The sequence below is a fragment of the Paenibacillus apii genome (assembly GCF_011043685.1).
GTDB lineage: Bacteria > Bacillota > Bacilli > Paenibacillales > Paenibacillaceae > Paenibacillus_AQ > Paenibacillus_AQ sabinae.
In genome coordinates this window covers 250,096-270,138 of the sequence record NZ_JAAKGU010000006.1, presented here as the reverse complement: position 1 = coordinate 270,138, position 20,043 = coordinate 250,096, and the positions used below count along the sequence as shown (strand labels likewise).

At 54.2% G+C, this 20,043-nt stretch carries 19 protein-coding genes; 13 read left to right on the top strand and 6 right to left on the bottom strand.

The annotated features are described in order from the left end of the window. The first annotated feature begins 293 nt into the window (after positions 1-293). Positions 294-956: a YheC/YheD family protein gene (locus G5B47_RS15210; protein WP_165099612.1), complete on the top strand. Its 663-nt coding sequence runs from the start codon at positions 294-296 to the stop codon at positions 954-956. A 357-nt stretch (positions 957-1,313) separates the two neighbouring features. Continuing rightward, the gene (gene sda, locus G5B47_RS15205; protein WP_144240625.1) at positions 1,314-1,457 is read left to right on the top strand and encodes a sporulation histidine kinase inhibitor Sda; all 144 of its coding nucleotides are present in this window, start codon (positions 1,314-1,316) and stop codon (positions 1,455-1,457) included. Between the two features lie 212 nt (positions 1,458-1,669). Here sda and G5B47_RS15200 read toward each other — a convergent pair whose 3' ends face one another. Further along, entirely contained in the window at positions 1,670-2,671 is a 1,002-nt protein-coding gene (locus tag G5B47_RS15200; protein ID WP_165099610.1) for an NAD(P)/FAD-dependent oxidoreductase, read from the bottom strand. A 288-nt stretch (positions 2,672-2,959) separates the two neighbouring features. Here G5B47_RS15200 and G5B47_RS15195 point away from each other — a divergent pair, with 288 nt between their 5' ends. Further along, positions 2,960-4,153: an NAD(P)/FAD-dependent oxidoreductase gene (locus tag G5B47_RS15195; RefSeq protein ID WP_165099608.1), complete on the top strand. Its 1,194-nt coding sequence runs from the start codon at positions 2,960-2,962 to the stop codon at positions 4,151-4,153. A gap of 1 nt (position 4,154) precedes the next feature. Then, on the top strand, positions 4,155-4,421 hold the full coding sequence (locus G5B47_RS15190; protein ID WP_165099606.1) for a hypothetical protein: 267 nt from the start codon (positions 4,155-4,157) through the stop codon (positions 4,419-4,421). 57 nt (positions 4,422-4,478) lie between these two features. Here G5B47_RS15190 and hemQ read toward each other — a convergent pair whose 3' ends face one another. Then, positions 4,479-5,231: a hydrogen peroxide-dependent heme synthase gene (gene hemQ, locus G5B47_RS15185; RefSeq protein ID WP_165099603.1), complete on the bottom strand. Its 753-nt coding sequence runs from the start codon at positions 5,229-5,231 to the stop codon at positions 4,479-4,481. A 178-nt stretch (positions 5,232-5,409) separates the two neighbouring features. On the opposite strand from hemQ, the gene G5B47_RS15180 reads away from it, so the two are divergent. Then, positions 5,410-5,706, top strand: coding sequence for a YuiB family protein (locus G5B47_RS15180; RefSeq protein WP_165099600.1), 297 nt, complete (start codon positions 5,410-5,412; stop codon positions 5,704-5,706). A 55-nt stretch (positions 5,707-5,761) separates the two neighbouring features. On the opposite strand, the gene G5B47_RS15175 is transcribed toward G5B47_RS15180, so the two are convergent. Continuing rightward, a complete protein-coding gene (locus G5B47_RS15175; protein ID WP_165099599.1) occupies positions 5,762-6,664 on the bottom strand; it encodes a LysR family transcriptional regulator in 903 nt (300 codons plus the stop codon). Between the two features lie 127 nt (positions 6,665-6,791). Between G5B47_RS15175 and G5B47_RS15170 the strand changes: the two genes are divergently transcribed. The 4 genes from G5B47_RS15170 (at position 6,792) to dnaI (ending at position 10,694) form a co-directional block, all read left to right on the top strand. Continuing rightward, the gene (locus tag G5B47_RS15170; protein WP_165099690.1) at positions 6,792-7,583 is read left to right on the top strand and encodes an SDR family oxidoreductase; all 792 of its coding nucleotides are present in this window, start codon (positions 6,792-6,794) and stop codon (positions 7,581-7,583) included. A 49-nt stretch (positions 7,584-7,632) separates the two neighbouring features. Further along, the gene (locus G5B47_RS15165) at positions 7,633-7,920 is read left to right on the top strand and encodes a Dabb family protein (protein WP_165099596.1); all 288 of its coding nucleotides are present in this window, start codon (positions 7,633-7,635) and stop codon (positions 7,918-7,920) included. A 272-nt stretch (positions 7,921-8,192) separates the two neighbouring features. After that, the gene (locus G5B47_RS15160) at positions 8,193-9,719 is read left to right on the top strand and encodes a replication initiation and membrane attachment family protein (protein ID WP_165099593.1); all 1,527 of its coding nucleotides are present in this window, start codon (positions 8,193-8,195) and stop codon (positions 9,717-9,719) included. A gap of 18 nt (positions 9,720-9,737) precedes the next feature. Then, a complete protein-coding gene (gene dnaI, locus G5B47_RS15155; protein WP_165099590.1) occupies positions 9,738-10,694 on the top strand; it encodes a primosomal protein DnaI in 957 nt (318 codons plus the stop codon). A gap of 471 nt (positions 10,695-11,165) precedes the next feature. Here dnaI and G5B47_RS15150 read toward each other — a convergent pair whose 3' ends face one another. Next, positions 11,166-11,324 (bottom strand): YqzM family protein, encoded by a 159-nt coding sequence (locus tag G5B47_RS15150; RefSeq protein WP_165099587.1) that lies wholly within the window; start codon positions 11,322-11,324, stop codon positions 11,166-11,168. A gap of 407 nt (positions 11,325-11,731) precedes the next feature. Here G5B47_RS15150 and trxA point away from each other — a divergent pair, with 407 nt between their 5' ends. Both trxA and uvrC read left to right on the top strand, forming a co-directional pair. Then, positions 11,732-12,049 carry a thioredoxin gene (gene trxA, locus G5B47_RS15145; protein ID WP_025336234.1) on the top strand — a complete coding sequence of 106 codons (318 nt, stop codon included), beginning with the start codon at positions 11,732-11,734 and terminating at the stop codon, positions 12,047-12,049. 387 nt (positions 12,050-12,436) lie between these two features. Further along, positions 12,437-14,524 carry an excinuclease ABC subunit UvrC gene (gene uvrC / locus G5B47_RS15140; protein ID WP_165099585.1) on the top strand — a complete coding sequence of 696 codons (2,088 nt, stop codon included), beginning with the start codon at positions 12,437-12,439 and terminating at the stop codon, positions 14,522-14,524. A 151-nt stretch (positions 14,525-14,675) separates the two neighbouring features. Here the strand turns inward: uvrC and G5B47_RS15135 are convergent, their stop codons facing one another. Further along, entirely contained in the window at positions 14,676-15,929 is a 1,254-nt protein-coding gene (locus G5B47_RS15135; RefSeq protein WP_165099583.1) for an MFS transporter, read from the bottom strand. A 93-nt stretch (positions 15,930-16,022) separates the two neighbouring features. Beyond that, the gene (locus G5B47_RS15130) at positions 16,023-17,759 is read right to left on the bottom strand and encodes a CPBP family intramembrane glutamic endopeptidase (protein ID WP_165099580.1); all 1,737 of its coding nucleotides are present in this window, start codon (positions 17,757-17,759) and stop codon (positions 16,023-16,025) included. A gap of 217 nt (positions 17,760-17,976) precedes the next feature. Between G5B47_RS15130 and G5B47_RS15125 the strand changes: the two genes are divergently transcribed. Continuing rightward, positions 17,977-19,335, top strand: a complete 1,359-nt coding sequence (locus G5B47_RS15125; protein WP_165099577.1) for a TrkH family potassium uptake protein — start codon at positions 17,977-17,979, stop codon at positions 19,333-19,335. A 12-nt stretch (positions 19,336-19,347) separates the two neighbouring features. Further along, positions 19,348-20,028, top strand: coding sequence for a potassium channel family protein (locus G5B47_RS15120; protein ID WP_165099575.1), 681 nt, complete (start codon positions 19,348-19,350; stop codon positions 20,026-20,028). Positions 20,029-20,043: the final 15 nt, after the last annotated feature.

The window sequence follows — 20,043 nt, the reverse complement described above, 5'->3', positions numbered from 1 at the left end:
GGCGCGCTGCTTGCCTTTTCCGGGACCGCGGTCATTCACTGGAGGAAATTTGTCGGCTGGTTCGTGCAGACGATGCGACAATTTCCTTCATTTTCTCTCTCCGGATGGCGCCGGCGTGGATACTGTCGGATAAGCGCGGAATATTCCCACAGTAGCGGAACTTGGGGCGGGATATAAGCCGCGGCATAGCAGCCCCTTTTTATACGAACGCCTTCTATCAAGGACAATCATACAAGAGGGCCGAATGGAGATTGAGTACAGTATAGCAGGCTTTCAGAAAGGAGAGAGGGGCAATGGCGGGGAGACAACTGGCCAGCAAATGGCTGAAGACCAAAGCTTTGCTCAGCGACGGCCGGATCGCCGGTTATATTCCAAGAACGGTGCATTACAGCAATTCCGCACTGCATTCCATGCTTGGCCGATTCGGAAATGTCGTGATCAAACCAATTGTCGGCGGAGGGGGTTACGGCGTTATTAAAGTATTCCGCGACGGCAGGGGCTACGGCTTTACGTATATGGCCAAAACGCGGATGTACCGGGACTTTGCCGGCATGACGGAAGCGCTTAAGAAAGTCAGGGTGAAGCGCGGCTATTTGATCCAGCAGGGCATATCGCTTGCGAGAATCGCCGGACGTCCGATAGATTACAGAGTTAAGGTAGTGAAGAACGGAGAGCATTGGGAATTCCGCTCCATGGTCGGCCGTCTGGCGAGACCCGGACTGTTCGTGACCAATTTATGCAAGGGAGGCACCATGCTGACCTGCAGGGAAGGACTCCGAAGATCGCTCCCGCGGATCAATTCTTCGGCTAAAAGAAAGGAAATGCGCAATTTGACCCTGACATGCATCCAGGTGATGGAGCGTCATTTTCCGGGGATCGGCGAGCTGGGGTTTGACTATGCCGTGGACCGTTCGGGAAGAATCTGGATTCTCGAAGTAAACACCAGACCGCAATAACCACGAATGAACCAGTATGAACAAAAAAATAGGCAAATGTATAAAAAGAGTTTTACATTTTTGCGCCAGATGTGTATCCTTAGTTCCGATATTAGTTCATTTAACAGGGGAAAAGAGACCGATTTTTTAAAATAATTATAGCAAAGCAGAAATTTTTTTATTATACTACCAAAGGCGAATCCTGTGTATAACTGTTATCCCCATAGTCCACCGCATATACACTGCACTAATCGCCCTTACTCACACATTATGCACAGGATTTCCACATCTAGCTGTGGATAATAAGAACACTTGTTCGAAAATTGATAGTTTGCTATGATAGAGAGGAACCAAAAAAAGGAAAGGTAGGTGAACGTTGTGGTTGAATTATCGGACGAGATGCTGTTGGACTCTTACCATAAGGCCATTGAACTTCAGCTGGAGCATGATTTTATCGCGCTTCTGCTCGTTGAAATTCTCAAACGGAACTTACACTCTCCACACCATGCGGTACTCCAATAACAGACTTCTGGATTATCCATGAAGCACTACATAAAACTATACCGCTACCAGAATTTAAATAGGGTATCCTTTCGAGCTGCAGTTTATCTCAACCCGTCAGGATACCCTTTTTATATTAAATAACCCCTCATAAAGTGCAGCTTTGTCTAAGAAAAATTCTTTTTAGGCGCTTCAGCGGGGTCCCCGCAGACGATTGCTTATGCCAACCGGTTTTACAGCTTAAGATTGCTGCTGTGGCCGGGAGACAGCTTCGCCTCAGGGTCGATGTAGACCTTGGCGTTGTTCACGGCGGTCGGCGCTTCGCCGAATCCGACGGCGATCAGCTTCAGCTTGCCGGGATAAGTGGTAATATCGCCCGCGGCGAACAGGCCCGGGATATTCGTCTCCATCCGGGAGTCGACGACAATGGAGTTGCCTTCAATCTGCAGACCCCATTCGGTGATCGGACCGAGCGAGGAGACGAAGCCGAAGTTGACAATAACGCTGTCCACTTCAAGCTCCTGGGTTTCTTTGGTCTTGACATTGGAAAGGGTCACTTTCTCTATGAACTCTTCGCCGTGCAGCGCGGTAATCTCGGAAGGAGTGATAACCTTGACTTTGGAATTCATCAGGTTCTCGACGCTGTGCTCGTGAGCGCGGAACTTGTCGCGGCGGTGGATCAGAGTAACCTCAGCGGCGACCGGCTCGAGCATCAGCGCCCAGTCGACCGCGGAGTCGCCGCCACCGCTGATCAGTACCTTTTTATCTTTAAAAGCATTCAAATCACTTACAAAATAGTGCAAATTCGCTTTTTCAAAGCGCCCCGCTTCGGGCAGATCCAGACGGCGGGGTTCAAAGGCGCCTACGCCTGCCGTGATGATGACGGCCTTGGCATGATATTCCGCTTTGTCGGTCGTTACGACAAAATGGCGTTCTTCCCGTTTTTCCACGGAAAGGACCTTTTCCTCCAGACGGATATCGGTCTGGAACAGGCTCATTTGCCGGGAAAGATTGTCTACCAGCTCTTGCGCGGTAACTTTAGGGAACCCCGCTACGTCGTAAATATATTTTTCGGGATAGAGAGCGGCAAGCTGCCCGCCCAATTGGGGCATACTCTCAATAAGGGTTACAGACGCCTGACGCATCCCGCCGTAGAACGCGGCAAACATGCCTGCCGGGCCGCCGCCGATAATCAGCAGGTCGTTAATGGGAGAATCGGATTGCTGGGAAGTCACAGGATTCTACACCTCCAAGTTGATATATTCAAATTGCCATACTACCCATTATAAACTTTGCGTGACTTACCTGCAAAGGTCAGATTTACAGAATTAACTGGAGCATTCGCCAATTGTTGTGAATGAATTCCATTTGATTAATGGCAAAGTAAGGTTTACAATGTATATGATTATTTTCGAATTGCTTTAAGTTTTATTGGAATTTATTCCAACTTTATGTGTATAATTTCACAATAATCTTAAAATGAAACAGTTAAATCAGATTCGCCTGTTGGAAGGAGCCGGAAAATGAATAGTATTCCCAAAATCGTAATTCTAGGTGCGGGATACGGAGGTATATTAACCGCACAGCGTCTGCAAAAGGCCTTAAACTACAATGAGGCGGATGTCACTCTTGTTAATCGCCACGAGTACCATTACTTTACGACCCATCTTCATATGCCTGCGGCGGGAACGGATTCGATCGAGGACTCTCGCGTTGCCATTTCCAAGCTTATCGATGAATTCAAGATCGATCTGGTGAAGTCGTCGGTGCAGGAAATCCGCACCCAGCAGAAAAAAGTCATTTTGGAGGACGGCACGCTGTCCTACGACTATCTCGTTATCGCGCTTGGCGGCGAGCCGGAGACCTTCGGCATTCCGGGACTGGACAAGTATGCCCTGACGATCCGCAGCATCAACTCGGTCCGTCTCATCCGCCAGCATATCGAATACCAATTCGCCAAATACAAGAACGAGAACAACCCGCAGGAGCATATCAATTTCGTCGTCGGTGGCGCGGGCTTCAGCGGCATCGAATTTGTGGCCGAGCTTGCGGACCGGATTCCCGAACTCTGCAAGGAGTACGACGTTGATCCGAGTCTGGTTAACATCTACAACGTAGAGGCGGCTCCAACTGCGCTGCCGGGCTTTGCGCCGGAGCTTGTGGAGCATGCCATGAAGGTACTGACGAAGCGAGGCGTAACCTTCAAGATCGGCGTAGCGATCAAGGAATGCACTCCAGGCAGCGTCCTGCTTGCAACGGGCGAAGAAATCAAGGCGTCGACGATCGTCTGGACGGGCGGCATCCGCGGGAACCGTCTGATTGAAGCGGCGGGCTTCGAGGCGATGCGCGGCCGCGTGAAAGTGGACGAATTCCTGCGCGCTCCGGGACACGACAACATCTTCATCATCGGCGACGGTTCGCTCATGATCTCGCCGGAAGGCCGTCCTTACCCTCCGACAGCGCAGATCGCTATGCAGCAGGGCGAGTGCTGCGCCAACAACCTGGTGGCCGCGATCCGTAGTCAGCAGCCGAAGAAATTCGCGTTCAGCAATAAAGGAACGGTGGCTTCGCTCGGCAAGGGCGAAGGAATCGCCGTGGTCGGCGACAAGAAGTACAAGGGCTTTTTTGCGGCCCAGCTCAAAAAAGTCGTCGATCTGCGCTACCTCTTTATCATCGGCGGCATTCCGCTGGTGCTGAAGAAAGGCAGATTCCTGTAGGATGCGTCACTGCAGCGTACAGGTGCGGGGGCTTTTGACCCGGGACGAACTTGACCGTTACAATGGCCTGATCGAGGTTGGCTCCTATCTGGAGGACCAGGGAAGGCATGATCTGGCCTATACAGTCCAGAAAGAAATCGACCTGCTCATCATGCCCGCGATCGAGCGGCTGAAAGAGAAGAGCCGGGTCCGGGACCGGCAGACCGCCGATTATTTGAAGAGCTTGCATGAAGACGGAGACGATGAAGCGTCTTCGGAAGAACAGTGAAAGAAAGGGTGTGCCCTTCGCGTGTTGACGCGAAAGGCACACCCTTTTTGCCGCTTGCTATACTTTTAACATCTCGTCAAAGGATTCAAAAGTCAGCAGGTTGCCAACATAGAACGATCCGAATTCGCCGTAGCGGGCGCTGACTTCGTCAAACCGCATCTCATAGACCAGCTTCTTGAACTGCAGCGCATCGTCAGCGAAGAGCGTTACGCCCCATTCCCAATCGTCCAGACCGACGGAGCCGGTAATGATCTGTTTCACCTTGCCTGCGTATCCGCGGCCGATCAGCCCGTGCGAATACATCAGCTCCTTGCGCTTGGCCATATCAAGCATGTACCAGTTGTCGGCCAGATCGCGCTTTTTGTTCATCGGGTAGAAGCAGATATGCCTGGATTTCGGGAGGGCCGGCTTCAGGCGGGCGGCGATATGCGGATTCTGCATCGGGTCTTCTCCGCTCTCTCCGCTCGGATTATAATTGCTTAGCTCCACAATGCTGACATAGGAGTAAGCTTTGGTTGTAAAAGGGGCAAATGCCGTCTTGTTGAAAGCGACCTCAAGCTTGTTCAGCTCTTCCAGGCTTTCGCGCAAATGCACCATCACTAAATCGGCTTTCTGTCCGACGATCGAATACCAGGCGGAACTGCCCAGCTTCGCTTCCTCTACACCGGACCATTCCTCTATAAATGCATTCAGTTCATCCAGAGCCACAGCGCGTTCCTCGTCATCGGCCGCCGTCCAGGCGGTCCAATCCAGAGAGCGGAAGTCATGGAGCGCATACCATCCTTCCAGCGTCAAAGCGGCTTCACTCATGCGATCACTCCTCAAATGGTTGTCCTTCTAAGCATTGTAGCGCAAGCGTACGGTGAAGAGCAAACGGGGGCGAGGCGCGCCCTATGAATTTCGTTGCTTCGCCCCTTTTTTTCTAGTAAACTGACTACGGGTTGATGCTTTATTCGCGCTTCTTAATCGAGAGAGGGGAAGGGTAACGATGGGATTTATTCCTGTGTTTGTGCTCACCGTTCTGTTCTTTGTGATGATGTTCGGCATCGGCTTTATCCTCAATATGTTAATGAAGACCACCTGGTTTCCGGCTTATTTGTTCGTGCTCGTCATTTTGCCGGTGGTGGTGTATTCGATCTGGGACCGTTCTTCCGTGACGCTATGGGAGCATCTGTCCTCGTTTCACCCGGTGGATTACCTGACCGGTATTGCGGGGCTGGCTGGAGCGGTGCTCAGCGGCTGGACCATCCGGCGCCTGCGGCTCGGCGGCTATAAAATGTTCTAAACGAAGACAAGTGTTCTAGACGAAGATAAGGCATACCAAGCAGGCTGTTCCCCGGCTACGTCAGGGGGACGGCCTGTTCATGTTCCGGATAGTGGCTGAGAACAAAATCCAGAAACCCGCGAGCGGCAGGAGACAGATACCGGTCCGTCCGCCATTTAAGGCCGATCTCCCATGTCCAGTCCCGTTCTTCGATCGGCAGCCAGGAGATGCCTTCCAATTGAAGCCCCGTCATTCTGGGCAGTACGGACAACCCGAGCCCTGCGGAGATAAATCCTGCGACTGTCATTAAATCCTCGGCGTCATATATGACGTTCAGCTCAAAGCCGGTATTCATGAACCGGGTCGTCAGAGTCTTTTTCAGCCCGCAGTTCTTGTTCATGCCGATAAAAGGCTCCCCCGTAATCTTCCGAAGGCTGATAGAGGCTCGAGCCGCAAAGGGATGTTCTTTCGGTACGGCAAGGTACAGCGGAACGGTGCTGATGGACGCCCATTCATGCTTATCGTCAGCCGTCTCCTTGGATGTAATCATTAAATCCGAGTGACCGGCTTCCAGATGGGCGTTGATATCATCGTAGTTGCCCTGCGTCAATTCGAATCTTACGCCCGGTTTCAGCCGCTGATAATCTTTAATAAGTCGGGGTACCTGCTCGGCGCCTAGAATATTGAGATAAGAGAGGTTCACGATTCCGGTGTCGGGGTTGGTATTGGCTTCGATTTCATGGATGCCTGACTTCAGTTCCAGGAGTCCTCGCTCCACCCGCTTGGCGAACATGAGACCAAACGCATTGACCCGGATATTGCGCCCTGTCCGATCGAACAGGGGAACGCCCAGTTCGCTCTCCAGCTTGGATATGGCGTGGCTTAAGGCCGACTGGGTTACCCGCAGCTCCTCTGCCGCTCTGGTCAAATGCTGATGCCGGGCAGCCGTCAGAAAATATTCGAGCTGAGTCAGTTCCATGGAGCCTCCATTCTTTCATTAAAAATATTCATTGATTTGATGAAAATAATAAAATAGATTAATTGAAAAGTCCATTGTAAGATGTAGCTGTCCGATCGGAAGCACATGAAACAAAGGAGATGAGGTTATAGCTTTTTATAGAGGCACAGAGAAGGAATTTGCCGGGAAGCGGGTGCTGGTGACAGGCGGGACCAAGGGAATGGGCGCGGCGATTGCAGGAAGGCTGGCTGATTCCGGCGCCACAGTCATGATTACAGCCCGCTCGGCCCCTGAACCGAGAACCTTTCAAGGCCTTTTTGTTGAGGCGGATGTCAGCACACCGGAAGGAGCCGAAAAGGTGGTACAGGAGGCTTTGAACCGCCTGGGTGGAGTGGACATTCTGGTAAACAATGTCGGTGGCTCATCTGCCCCTTCCGGAGGAGCGCTCGTCTTAAGCGACCAGGACTGGCAGGAGACGATTAACGCCAATTTGTTCGCGTCCATAAGGCTGGACCGCGGCCTGCTGCCCGGTATGGCGGAGCGTAGAAGTGGGGTGATCATCCATATTTCCTCCATTCAGCGCAGGCTTCCCCTGTACGAAGCGACTCTCGCTTATGCGGCGGCCAAAGCAGCGCTTACCACATACAGCAAAGGGTTGTCCAAGCAGTTCGCACCTTTGGGCGTTCGAATCAACACGGTTGCTCCGGGCTTCATTCAGACCAAGGCCGCCGATGCGCTGTTGGACCGGCTATCAGTCGAAACAGGAAGCCGGGAATCGGCGCTGAGCGCCCTGATGGATTCGCTCGGTGGCATACCGCTTGGCCGTCCCGGCCTTCCAGAGGAAGTGGCGGAGCTGGTGGCTTTTCTGGCATCCGATCGTGCTGCCTCCATCACCGGCAGCGAGTATGTGATCGACGGCGGGACACTTCCGGCCGTGTAACCGGGAAGGTACACAGTTTCTATTACGTATAAGAAAAGGAGCTGTTGAGATGCTTATAAATAATTTGCTGATCAAACTCAAGGATAACAGCCCGGAAATAAGGGATCGGGTCCGGGAGACGCTACTCGGCATGAGGGGACATATTGAAAGTCTTGCCGGGATTGAGGTCAGGGAGGATGTACGGACCGGACAATCGCCCTTTGACCTGATGCTGATTACACGGTACGGGTCCATGGAGGATTATCAGGCTTACCTTACGCATCCCAAGCATGTCGAGGTTTCAACATTTATGCAGACCGTGATTGAATCCGGCGCATCCTTGTTATATGAAGATTGATTTACGAATAACCCTATATTAGACATAAGGCGCAACCAGACGGCCGCTTCCCGGGTAAGAATCACTTGAGGATGCGGCCGTTTTAATTTGTTTCATCATATTTTCTAAAAAATCAGCATAGATCAGGATAAGGCGGACCGGATGCGAGCGAGCGGGAGAAAGCGCCCGATTTGGGCTTTTTTCCACATTTATTGACAGTCGATTTATGATAGAATAGAACTCTACTTTGAATAGAAAAGTCCTAAGAATTCGTGAATTGGAGGTATCCGAAGATGCATATCAGTCATTTACATCATTTCACCGAACATCATCGGTACTGCGTTTCCCGCGAATTCGGTCTCAGTCCCGTCGACGAACGTATGCTGAGCTCCATCTACCAGCCTATGGTCGGCGCTTTAGCTATAAGTTTGTACCGTCTGCTGTATTCTCATGTTCCGGCGGAAGCGATCGGGTATTCAGCTGCGGAGCCGCAGCGGCGTCTGTTTCTGACGCTTGGTGTTGAACCGAACGAGAAGGGCCGAAGAACGATGATCGAACAGGCATCCAAGCTGGAAGCGGTCGGTCTGCTTCAAACGAGCCGGGTCTTCATACCGGAATCCGAAGATTATATGTACGAGTACGAGCTGCTGTCTCCGCTGTCGCCGTCGGATTTTTTCGCCACCCAGCATTTGACGCTGCTGCTGCGCGACAAGGTCGGCAAATTCGCCGTATTGTCCTTAAGAGAGCAGTTTTGGGGCCGGGAGCCGGAGGAATGGAGCCGGGGCGCCGTTGGCAAGGAAAATATCTCGCGGCCGTTCTACGATATTTTCGAGCTGAACACGCATGTCATCGACTACGAGCTGGAGCAGGCGCTGACCGAGGTAGCCGCCGTCCGGCAGCCCGTTAAGAATGGGGAAGGGAAGCTTGAGATCGGCTACAGCGACATCATTTTGCGGTTTCCGCGGGAGTCGGTGAACCGGGCGCATGTCGAGAAGCTGCGCTTCGATTATGAGCAGATGGGCGTCATCAACTATGTGGCCCACAAATATAAGCTCAGCGCGCAGGATATATGCCGGCTGCTTGACGAGGACGGTATTTTTGGTCCGGACGGCGATGTGCTGCTGGATGAGCTTCAGCACCGGGCGAGCCAGCATTTCCGGCAAAATATGAAGCGGCAGGAGCAGCGTGAAGCCGCCGCCGCGAAGGTCGTGTCCATCCGGGCGGCCGAGCAGGCCGAAGAACCGATCGTGCCCGATGAGCAGCCGGTCGAAATGGAATATTATGTGGAGGTTCCTCCGCAGTTCCTCTCCAAATGCGATATTCACCAATATAATATGATGCTGCGCAACGAGCCGTATACCCGGCTGCTTCAGACTTTTTTTCCGGGGGCGGTACCGGGTCAGCTGTTGGATATTTTCGAGAAGATCGATCTCAATTACAAGCTGCCGGGCGAAGTCATCAACATTCTCATTCACTACCTGATGGCCATGGTCGCCTCGGGGGGAGAACAGCGGATCAACCGCAATTTTGTCGAGGCCATTGCCTCCAATATGCTGGTCAAGCAGGTCAACAGCTATGAGAAGGCGGTACGCTACATACGCGATCAATCCAAGGTCAAAGGAAAAGCGGCCTCCGGCGCGCCGGGAGCGCGTTCGCGTTCCTATGGGAAGGGCGCAGGCCGGTCCGGCAAGCCCGAAATCCAGATTGCGCTGGATGACGGACAGTCGGGAGCCGTGAGCGATGAAGAATTTGCGGCAATGATGCAGATGGCGGCCGATATCAAGGCCAGCAAGAAAAAAGGAGCGGCGAAGTCGCCGTAAGGAAAGTGAGGGGTTAAGGTGGAGTCGATGGGCGAAGTGCTTCGTTCGATGAATAATCCCGCTCTGCGCCTGCGCTCGAGGGATTTGGAGCATGAATTGCTGAACCATCCGCTCGTGCTTCGGCTTCGCAGCGAACATCCCGAATTGGAAGAATCCAGGCTCAGGCTTCATTTAAGCCGCCTGTATCAATATGTGGAGGAAGCTCGCAACTGTGCGAATTGTCCCGGTCTGGAGCGGTGCCCCAACGATTTTCAGGGCCATTACAGCAAGCTCACGGTGGAGAGCGTCGGCGGGTTCCCGGATTTGTACGAGCGCAAGACTGCATGCGAGCTGCAAGTGGCCAAAGACAACCAGGAACGCATTCGCAGACGAATCCGCAGCTTCTATGTAGACGAACGTGTGCTGAACGAAGGCTATGACGAGATAGAAATTATGGGCAAGGACCCGCGCCGCGCTCCGGCGGTGGGCCGGCTGTTCCAGTACATCAAGAACACGAAAGAATCCGGGCTGTCCGAACGCGGCCTGTACCTGTACGGCTCCTTCGGCACCGGCAAGACGTTCCTGATGTGCTACCTGCTGCATGAGCTGGCGATCGCCGGATTCAGCGGCGTTATTGTGTACATGCCCGATTTTGTCGAGGAGCTGAAGGCGATCATGACAGACGGCCAAAAGCTCAAAGAAACCGTCGATACGATGAAGAACTGTGATCTGCTGATCTTTGACGATATCGGAGCGGAGAATCTGAACCCCTGGGCGCGGGATCATGTGCTGGGGCCGATTCTCAACTACCGGATGAACCGCAAGCCGACGTTCTATACGTCGAACTATCCGCTGGAGGGACTGGAGAAGCATCTCAGCTTCACCAGCAAGGACGGCGAGGAGGTTTATAAGGGCCAGCGCCTGATGAACCGCATTTCGCCTTATGTGGATGTGGTGCAGCTGGTTGGGGAGAATCAACGGGGGGGCCCCTCCTAAATCCTCCCCAATGGGGAGGACCCCAAGGGCTACGCCCTCTGGACACCCGGAAATTTGCGAAGGAGCGGCTTTGGCGGTAGGGAGTTGCTGTGGAGCATGGAGCGGTCCCTATTCGGCCTCCGCCCTGATGGGCGGAGGCCGAAGGACCTTTCATGCGAGGGGGCGGCGGATTGCGCATCAAGCGAGCGTGGCCCGCTGTCCCTGCGGGATGCGCTCTACGTTAGCGCTCGTGAAGAGCGGATTGTGTATCAAGCGAGCGAGCAGCCGCTGTCCCTACGGGATGCGCTTTACGTTAGCGCTCGTGAAGGGCGCATTGCGCATCTAGAGATTGAGCGGCCGCTGTCCTTGCGAGATTCGCTTTACGTTAGCGCGTGAAGGGCGGATTGTGCTTCAAGCGAGCGTGAGCCCGCTGTCCCTGCGGATGCGCAATAAATAGAAACGGCAGGTCCGGTGATCGGACCTGCCGTTTGTTCACTCCGACATCAGGAACTTGATGATGACCATGCCGAAAAAGACAACGAACATAAATGTGGTCATTCCAAAAAAACCGGTCATTAAATCGCCCAGGTCATTCCGGGGCTCTTCGTTTACATGCTCCCGGGGATCGGGCGTCCGCACATTGGTATCCATAGTTTGACCTCCTCGCCAAAAATGGCCGTTCGCTGGGAATGCAGGAGTATGAAGATTGTCATTGACAGATAATGCGCTTTCTTTAAGTATATCCAACTCCTCAGCAGGTTGTAAAGAATCTTTAGAAATAATCGAGTAATGTGACATTTCACATATTCGGGTAAAATATGTTATACTGAGAACGTGTCGATAAATTGTAATCTGGTTATCATACTACATGAAAACATTTATTAACGCAGAGCATACGAAGCGGGCTATACCGAACGCCGCACCGCTTCACAGACGATTAAATATTACGAAGCGGACTTCGCTTCGCAAAACCCTTTGACATCCTTCTTCGCAGCCGGCATCGCTGATGCGTCTGTACGGAAGCCTGTCGCCACAAAACTTTTTAGGAGGAATATATCATGGCAATCGTTAATGTGTCTGACCAATCTTTTAACACCGAGATTCAAGGTCAGGGTACTGTTGTAGTAGACTTCTGGGCTCCTTGGTGCGGTCCTTGCAAAATGCTTGCTCCAATTCTGGATGAACTGTCCACCGAGCTTGGAGACGGCGTAAAAATCGCGAAATTGAACGTCGATGAAAATCCGGAAACGGCTTCCCGTTTCGGCGTAATGAGCATCCCGACGCTGATCTTCTTTAAAGACGGCCAGCCTGTCGATAAAGTAGTCGGTCTGAACTCCAAAGAATCGCTGAAAAATATCGTAGCAAAGCATCAATAATTTATTTCCGTTAGCTCCCGGGTCATTGGCCCTGCCCAGCGCCTTCGGTTTAAACCGGAGGCGCTTTGTGCGCTATGATAAGCGAATCCCGTAGGGAGAGCGGGTCCCTGCACGAATGGAGAGTTATGCGCCGTATTGCGCAGTAAAGCGAATCCCGAAGGGAGAGCGGGCGTCCGCACATATGATGGGCAAGCGCCGGGGACGCGCCGCATGAAAGGTCCCGAGGCCGCCGTCCGTCAGGGCGGGGACCGAGAAGGGACCGCTTGATTCAAACCAGGTCACCACCCCAGGCTTAAGCGCCGCTCATTTGCCCATTTCCGGGTGTCCAGAGGGCGCAGCCCTTGGGGTCCTCCCCATTGGGGAGGATTTAGGAGGGGAATACACCACATGGATTACATGGACAATATCAGGGGCAAGCTGGCGCTGCTGCCGGACCTGCCCGGATGTTACCTGATGAAGAACGAAGAAGGCACCATCATCTATGTAGGGAAGGCGAAGGTGCTGAAGAATCGGGTCCGCTCTTATTTTACGGGCAGCCATAACGGCAAAACCCAGCGGCTGGTCGCGGATATCCGCGATTTCGAATATATCGTCACAGCCAGTAACATGGAAGCGCTCATTCTCGAGTGCAACCTGATCAAAAAACATATGCCGCGCTACAACGTGCAGCTCAAGGACGACAAGACCTTTCCCTACATCAAAATTACGAATGAACGGCATCCGCGCCTCGAAGTGACGCGCCGGGTGCTTAAAGATAAAGCAAAGTATTTTGGACCGTACCCGAATGCCTACGCGGCTCAGCAGACGAAGAAGCTGCTTGACCGGATGTATCCCCTGCGGAAATGCGGAGCGATGCCGAAGGAGGTATGCCTGTATTACCATATGGGCCAATGCCTGGCGCCGTGCGAGAAGGAAGTGCCGAAGTCGGCGTATGACGAGATCACCCAGAGCATTTCAACGTTCCTCGGCGGAGGCCATGAAGCGGTCAAGAAGGATCTTCAGCAAAAAATGCAGGAGGCCGCGGAGGAGCTGTATTTTGAACGGGCCAAGGAATTGAGAGACCAAATTAACTATATCGAAGCCTTGATGGAGAAGCAGAACATCAACACAGCAGACACGAAGGACCGTGACGTATTCGGCTACGCCGTGGACAAAGGCTGGATGTGCGTGCAGATTCTCTATATGAGACAGGGAAAAATGATCCAGCGCCACTCGTCCAGCTTCCCGTTCTACGGTGAAGCCTTCAGCGACTTCATGTCGTATGTGACGCAGTATTATAGCGAAAATCCAGCGCTGCCGCAGGAGATTTTGCTGCCTGAAGCGCTGCTCGTGCAGGACGCGGCGTCCGTGCTTCCGCCGGATGGTCCGGCCGCTGAGGAAAGCGGCGCGGCGGAAAGAGCGGCTGGCGCCGGAACAGCGGCGCCGGCACACGCCCCGGCAGCGGAAACGGCCGGCGATACTTCCGCCGGCCACGCTGCCGGTGACGGCGAGCCGTCGCTGATCGCCCCCTCTGCCGAAGACGCCTCCGCCGCCGATGAGGACGCGCCGGAGACGGAAGCGGAGACGGCGCACCGCGCTGCCGCCGCTGTGGAAGCTGCCGCGGCCGGCGTGGTGGATGCCGCCGGCGGGGCCGCCGCGCTCCAGGAATGGCTGGGCGTCAAGGTGCTGGTGCCGCGGCGCGGCCTGAAGAAGAAGATGGTCCGCATGGCCTGTGAGAACGGACGCGTGGCGCTCGAGGAGAAGTTCCGCCTGATCGAGCGGGACGAGGAGCGCACCTCCGGCGCGGCGCAAGGGCTCGGGCAGAGCCTGGGACTTGAGAGCCTCAGCCGGATCGAGGCGTTCGACAACTCGAACATCCAGGGGGCGAATCCCGTATCGGCGATGGTCGTGTTCATCGACGGCAAGCCCGCGAAGAAGGAGTACCGCAAATACAAGGTGCGCACCGTTCAGGGGCCGGATGACTACGAAACGATGCGCGAGGTCATCCGCCGCCGCTACGAGCGGGTACTTAAGGAGAATTTGCCGCAGCCCGACCTGATCGTCGTGGACGGCGGCAGAGGCCAAATATCCGCGGCGGTCGATATTCTGGAGAACGAGCTGGGCCTGTTCATTCCGGTCTGCGGGCTAGTCAAGGACGTGAAGCACAAGACCGCGCAGTTGCTGGTCGGCGATCCGCCGGAGCCGGTTCATTTGGCCCGGGACAGCGAGGAGTTTTATCTGCTCCAGCGCATTCAAGATGAGGTGCACCGCTTTGCGATCACGTTCCACCGCGAGCAGCGCGGCAAGTCGATGGTCACTTCGCGGCTTGACGCGATTCCGGGCATCGGCGAGAAGCGGCGGAAGCTGCTGCTCAAGCATTTCGGCTCGCTCAAAAAAATCAAAGAAGCAACGGTCGAAGATTTCCGTCCATTGTCCATCGGCGACAAACTCGCCCGGCAGATTCTGGACGCGCTGAGAGATGAAGAGACGGTATAATAAGGCGAGAATGCCCAGCCATTTATAAAGTCCATATTTTACAGCAACAGCCCGGGAGCCGCTAATGCGCTCCCGGGCTGTTTTCAGACTGAGTCCGAATGTTTTCAACGCTTGTATGCAGAGCATCCGATTTGAAATGATCCAGATGTGCTCAAAGTTTTCGGATCGGCGTCACCAGCGCGATGACTACCTCCAGGATTTTGGCGCCTGCCGCTACAGCGAATACCGCTCTTGGATCGGTCCATCCCGACAGGGCGGCTCCGGACATCGCTCCCAAGGGCATGGCCAAACGGGTCAGCACTCTGGAGAAGCCAAGTACGCGTCCGATCATATCGGATGGAATGGTCTCTTGGCGTACGGAGGTGACAATCGTATTCCAAGCGACATTGCAGACCGTGACCGCGAAAAAGGCGATCCCGGGAGCAAGCCAGAAATGACTGAACGAAGCAAAAAGGAAACCGACCGTTCCGATCCCAAGCAGAACGGGGATCAATATGCCCCTGCGGAACCTCTTCTCCAGCGGAACGGCCAGAATGCTTCCGATGATGCCTCCAAATCCTAGCAGGGTATAGTTGATGCTGCTCTGCTGGGTATTCAGATGGAGAGTGTTCAGCAGGTAGAACATCAACACGCCGAAAGCCGCGCTGTAGCCGAAGTTGCCAATCATCGCCTGGAAGGAGAAGGAGAGATTGATTTTGGAACGGATGAGCCATTTGAACCCTTCGCCGATGTCTTTGAAAATCTGCGACAGGCTGGCCATCAACTTGGGCTTGCCGAAGCTTGGCATAAGCATCAAAACGACAAGCGTTCCCGCGAATGATACGGCATCGAGCCAAAGCGTATTGAATCCTCCGATGGCTACGATAATCACGCCGGCAAGCAGCGGTCCCGCCAGCTCCGCGATTTGATTGGTCAACTGATAGGAGGCGTTAGCCCGCGTCAATTGTTTGGGCGCCAGCGAAGGAATAATGGCAACGATGGAAACGTCGAACATCAGCGAGAGTATGGTGAGCACGAAGGAAATCGCGTAAAGATGCCACAGCTGCAGAACTCCAGCAAAGTGCAACAGGGGGATCAGCGCGACGAGCAGCGCTCTAAAGCTATCGGTAATGATCATCAGCTTTTTTCGTTCCCATCTGTCGACCATACTGCCCACAACCGGCCCGAACAAGACGATCGGCAGAACGCTCACCGCGTACATGGACCCCATTACAATGCTGGATTGGGTTAATTTGTAGGAGATCCAGGGAATGGAGAAAGTAAACAGGGAATCTCCCAATCTGGAAATGAACATCCCCATCAGAAACCGGATATAGGAGAGGGGCAGTTCCAGCAGCGTGAGCGCCGGAACCGCCTGCTCATCCGTCTTAGGCTGCAGGGATGAAGACGTACTTGAATTTGTCATAGATTAACCTCTTTAACCTCGGGAACGTAATTCAGGATTCGCTCCGCGATTTGTTCCACATGGGGCTCCTGCAATAGAGGAACCGCCCGGCGTTTACGTGATAGGACCCGGCTCAGGCCCCGAACCCGGCCCGGGTCCTGGCCCGAGATCCAGAGACTGAGGCTTGCGCTCCCGTCCCGGCGGGTTGAAGCGATAGACGATGTAGCCGACGACAAACGGCATCGCAATCGTAATGAATCCCGCGGCGACATTGACCGGCTCCTGCATGAAGATCAAGGTGGCGCCCATCAGAATGCTGTCGAAGACGACATGGCTGAACATGACGGCGATGAAGCCGAAGCGCAGAAAAATATAACTGAACAGCAGCCCGATCACCGTCAGCTCAATCGGCCGGGAACTGATCGGATAGATCGGGTAAAGCGTATGCCCGAACGCCCAGATGATGGTCGTAATGAGGCTGGCGAGCAGGGTGCTGCGCACGATTTTTTTGAGCATCCGGATGCCGAACAGCCGATAAACCGCTTCTTCGGAAAGTCCGGCCAGCCAGGCGACGATCGGCAGCAGCCAGGCATAGCGCATATTGTAGGGCGACTGGGTGGGGTCCGTCGTCGACCAGTTATGCAGCGTGTACTGCAAAATAATGAACATTATCGTCTGCACGCCGAGCAGCACGAATGCCCAAATATACCCGGCGTAGACGCTGTCCATGACGTATTTGCCGTAGCCCGGCTCCTTCGCCCGCGGCCAGGGGTTCAGCCCTTCCTCTTTTCTCCAAAGGCCGTTTCCGCCGACCAGAGAGAAGTAGAGCAGCGCCGACATCAGCAGACTGTACAGCGTATAAATGACGAACATGACGACGGACGTAATCCGGTCCTCCGCGCCGGTTCCGGCCGTTTCGGGGAGCATATTGTACGTGCTGATCATCATAATGGCAAAGTGGGCTGCGCTCAAAAAGGCGCCGCGTGCAAATGATGTATGCTGCCGGCGCAGAATACTGTAGATGAGCGCCAGAACGCCGAGGGCGAAGGTAGGCAGCCCGTAGCCGAACAGCGTGTACCGGGTCGCCGCTGAAGTCTGCGATTTCACATAGGCCGTATGCCACTCCGGAGCGGAGAATCCGGGCCTGAAGACGGACACTTCGCCTGCAGTGAACTTGAAGGCATAGCGCAGCGGAGCTTCCCCGATCTTCACCGAGCTGTCGGTATAGATAAGGCCGAAGCCGCCCGAAGCGAAAGCTTTTTTTAGCCGGGAAGGGTCGGCCCCCCAGAGCTTCAGCCAAGGCTGGGCCAGTCGCTCCTGCTGTACCGGCGACAGCGAGGTGTCGCTGATGACGTCCTCGGTCTCATCTTTGCCGGTCAATGCGGCTTCGGTTCCGTTTCCCTTCTCTCCGGCTCCGGCGGGTATGCGGGTGAAGCCGGCCGGCTCGCCGGTATACATATTGAGATCGACCGCCAGATCTGCCCACTTGTCATCCTGGGAATCGAGGGAAGCATGAAAGGTATCGTATGGGTATTTGCGGTCCAGCTTTCTTTTGCTGTAATCGTCCAGCAGACTTTCCCGCGACATGTAGCCGTAAAAAGCGGAATCTGACTTATAAGTAACGATCCAGCGGTCGCCGGTCTCCGGTATGTATCCTAGATTCTGTGCTGCAAAAAGCGCCGCATTCTCACGGGCCTCCGATTTGCTGATCACCGGTTCGCCGGCGAAGTCTTCCTGGGTAAGGGATGGAACAATCTGGAACAAGACAAACAAAATCAGACCGATCAGGCCTGAGATCATGAGTGTTCGGGAGATGGGCCGCTGTTGTAAAGGTTGGCCTACGGGATTCATGAAACGCCTCCTTGGATAAAAGATTTCTATAGAACAATCTGACTAAAAATGGGTCTGACTATCTTAAAATAGCACAGCAGTGATACGCAAATCCATTATTTGGAGGGGAAAGGGGCGAAAAACACGGAAAAAACAAGTGAAATCGCCATCCGAATTTGGTAATATCGCCTAAGATAGCATATGAAGATAAATCGGATTTTATGGACGGGGGATGGATATGGCCTTACAACTATCAAAGGTTTCGGAATTTCGCTGGCTGAAGCTGTCGCCGCCCCAAATTCTGGTGATTGGCTTTGCCGTCATCATTTTAATCGGAGCTCTGCTGCTGATGCTGCCGGTGTCGCATGTCTCCGGGCAGCCATTAGGTTTTTTGGACGCGCTGTTTACGGCCACATCGGCCACCTGCGTGACGGGGCTCGTTGTAAAAGACACCGGTACGTTCTTCACGACCTTTGGCCAGATCGTCATCATGCTGCTGATCCAGGTCGGCGGTCTTGGATTCATGTCGATGGCAACCTTGTTCGCCCTGGTGTTCCGGCGCCGTATTTCGCTGCGGGAGCGGCTCGTGCTTCAGGAAGCGATGAATCAGAGCTCCATGGAAGGCATCGTTCGGCTGATTCGCAGCGTCCTGATCTATTCGCTGGTTATTGAAGCCTGCGGCGCGCTCTTACTTACGATCCGCTGGGCCTTTGATATGCCTCTGGGACGGGCTGTTTTTTTCGGGATATTCCATGCTGTTTCGATGTTTAACAATGCCGGATTCGATCTGTTCGGCGGGTACCGCAGCCTGACCGGCTACGCGGGCGATCCGGTTGTCAATATCGTGGTAATGTTTCTGATCGTCTCCGGCGGCATCGGCTTTATTGTGATGTCGGATGTTATAGATTACCGGCGCAAACGCAAGCTCTCACTGCACAGCAAGGTTGTGCTGTCGATGACGGCCGCACTGATCGTGATCGGCGCCGTTGTTCTTTTTATCTTCGAGTTTACGAATTCGCGGACTCTGGGTTCTCTGGGCTGGGGCGGAAAAATATGGTCGTCCTTCTTTCAATCCGTTACTCCGCGCACGGCAGGCGCCAACACGCTGGATATGACGGGCCTCAGGCAGGCCTCGCAGTTTTTTATCGTGATCCTGATGTTTATCGGGGCTTCTCCGGGTTCCACCGGGGGCGGCATCAAGACTACGACCTTTACCATCATGATTGGAGCGGTTATCGCGATGCTGCGCGGACGGGAAGATATCGTGCTGTTCCGCTGCCGCCTGGCTCAAGAACGGGTGTTCAAGGCGCTGACCATTACGCTGCTGGCTCTGCTGCTGATCGTCGCCGTCTCCATGGTGCTCTCCACCACGGAAGATACGTCTTTTTTGAAAGTGCTGTTTGAGACGACATCCGCTTTTGCCACGGTGGGGCTCAGTCTCGGACTGACGCCGGATCTGTCCGCGGCGGGTAAAATCCTCATCTGTCTTACCATGTTCGCCGGCAGGCTGGGCGTATTGACGCTGGCTTATGCACTTGGGCCGAAGAAGGGTAAGGAATTATATCGCTACCCGGAAGGCAAAATGATTATCGGATAAGGGGATACGGAAATGAAAGCACAGCAGTTTGTCGTGATCGGCCTGGGCCGCTTCGGCGCGAGTCTCGCGCTTGAGCTGATGGAGAAGGGATTTGAGGTGCTCGGCATCGACCACAACGAGGAACGGGTGGAGGAGATGACCGATAAGCTGACGCATGCAGTCATGGCGGACGCTACGGATGAGAGTGTGATGCGGTCGCTTGGCGTCCGGAACCTGGACTGCGGCATCGTCGCGATTGGTGACAATATGGAGCGGAGTATCCTTACCGCTATACTTTTGAAGGAACTGGGCGTCAAAATGGTCGTGGCCAAGGCGATTTCCATCCTTCACGGCCGCGCTTTGGAGAAGCTGGGGGTGGACAGGGTTATTTTTCCGGAGCGGGATATGGGGATACGCGTGGCGCATCAGCTGGTGACGCCGCATCTGCTCGATTACATCGAGCTGTCCAAGGATTACAAAATCGTCGAGCTGACCGTTCCGTCCTGCATGGACGGCAAGAGCCTCGCCGAGATCAACACCCGGGCGAAATACGGCTGCAGTATTATCGCATTGAACCGCGAAGGCGGGATTATCGTCGCTCCGACGGCGCATGATTACCTGTATGCGGGCGACATCATGGTGGTCATCGGCTCCAACGAGAGCATCGACCAATTTGAGGAGGAAGCGGTGAACCGTGAGGAAGCCGAGGCCTGATAGTCCATTTAGCGG